The 1,105-nt window shown below is 33.0% G+C and carries 2 protein-coding genes; both read right to left on the bottom strand.

Translation table 11 applies throughout. From position 1 onward, the window contains the following. Window positions 1–863, bottom strand: an 863-nt coding sequence (locus tag DF281_RS14495; RefSeq protein WP_109350954.1) for an RNA-guided endonuclease TnpB family protein, incomplete at its 3' end; no start/stop codon positions are given. Between the two features lie 11 nt (window positions 864–874). After that, window positions 875–1,105 (bottom strand): IS200/IS605 family transposase (gene tnpA, locus DF281_RS14490; protein ID WP_109350953.1); only part of this gene is annotated, 231 nt, incomplete at its 5' end.

Genomic DNA, 1,105 nt, shown 5'->3' with positions numbered 1-1,105 from the left:
CGCAACATACCTTTTGTATTTAAGTCTTCCATACAGATTATATCGTGATTTTTGATAATGTCTGTACTTAACTTATTCAAAAAGTCAGTGCGTTGGTTCATCACTTTTTCGTGCAACTTGGCTACTTTACGCTTTTGTTTTTGATAATTTTTAGCTTCAAACAAATTGATGCCTTTTTTCTTAGCTAATAATGCACGTCTTGACAACTTACGTTGCTCACGCTTTAGCTTTGTTGCCATTTTAGACGTAAATTTATGATTATCAATTTTTTGACTATTCGAAAGAATAGCGAAATCTGTAATACCGAGGTCAATTCCAACTGCTTTGTTGGTTGTTGGTAATTCAGTTATTTCCTCTTCGCAAAGTAAAGAAACAAAAAATTTACCACTGGCATTTTTACGGATAGTGGCACTTAAAATGCGACCACTCACTTCACGACTTTTAGAAAATTTAACCAATCCAAGCTTAGGTAATTTCAACTTATGATCTACAATAGCCAAATTGTTATTTGTATTTTTAGTAGTATAACTTTGAATTGGATTTTTCTTACTTTTAAAGTTAGGCGATTGATTTTGCTTTTTGAAAAATCGATCGAAAGACTCTGCTAAATTTTTAATAGAGGATTGCAATGCCACACTATCCACTTCTCTTAACCATGATGTATCATCTGATTTTTTCATAGCGGGTAACATAGCTGAACACTTCCCATAAGACAGACCTTTACCAGTTTCCTTATAGGAGCTATTCCAAGCATTTAGCATATGATTATAGACAAACCTTGAGGATCCAATTGTTTTAGCAATTAATATTTCTTGTTCAACATTTGGATATAATCTAAATTTATAAGCTTTATGACGTAGCATGACAATTCACCTCATTTCTTTTTCTGGTTTTGAATATAGTTTTTCATTTGTTCCTCCGTATTTTCACTAACTGTAGCTACGAAGTAGCTAGGATTCCAAAGATGTCCTCCCCACAGTCTATTTTTAAGTTCAGGATATTCTTTAAATAAGAATCGTGCAGAGACGCCTTTAAACGCTTTGACTATAGTAGGAATATAATGTTGCGGTTTACACTCAATAAGCATATGAACATGGTCTTTGTC

Source organism: Kurthia zopfii (assembly GCF_003143955.1).
In the GTDB taxonomy this organism is placed as follows: domain Bacteria; phylum Bacillota; class Bacilli; order Bacillales_A; family Planococcaceae; genus Kurthia; species Kurthia zopfii.
This window is presented reverse-complemented; position numbering and strand designations above follow the sequence as displayed.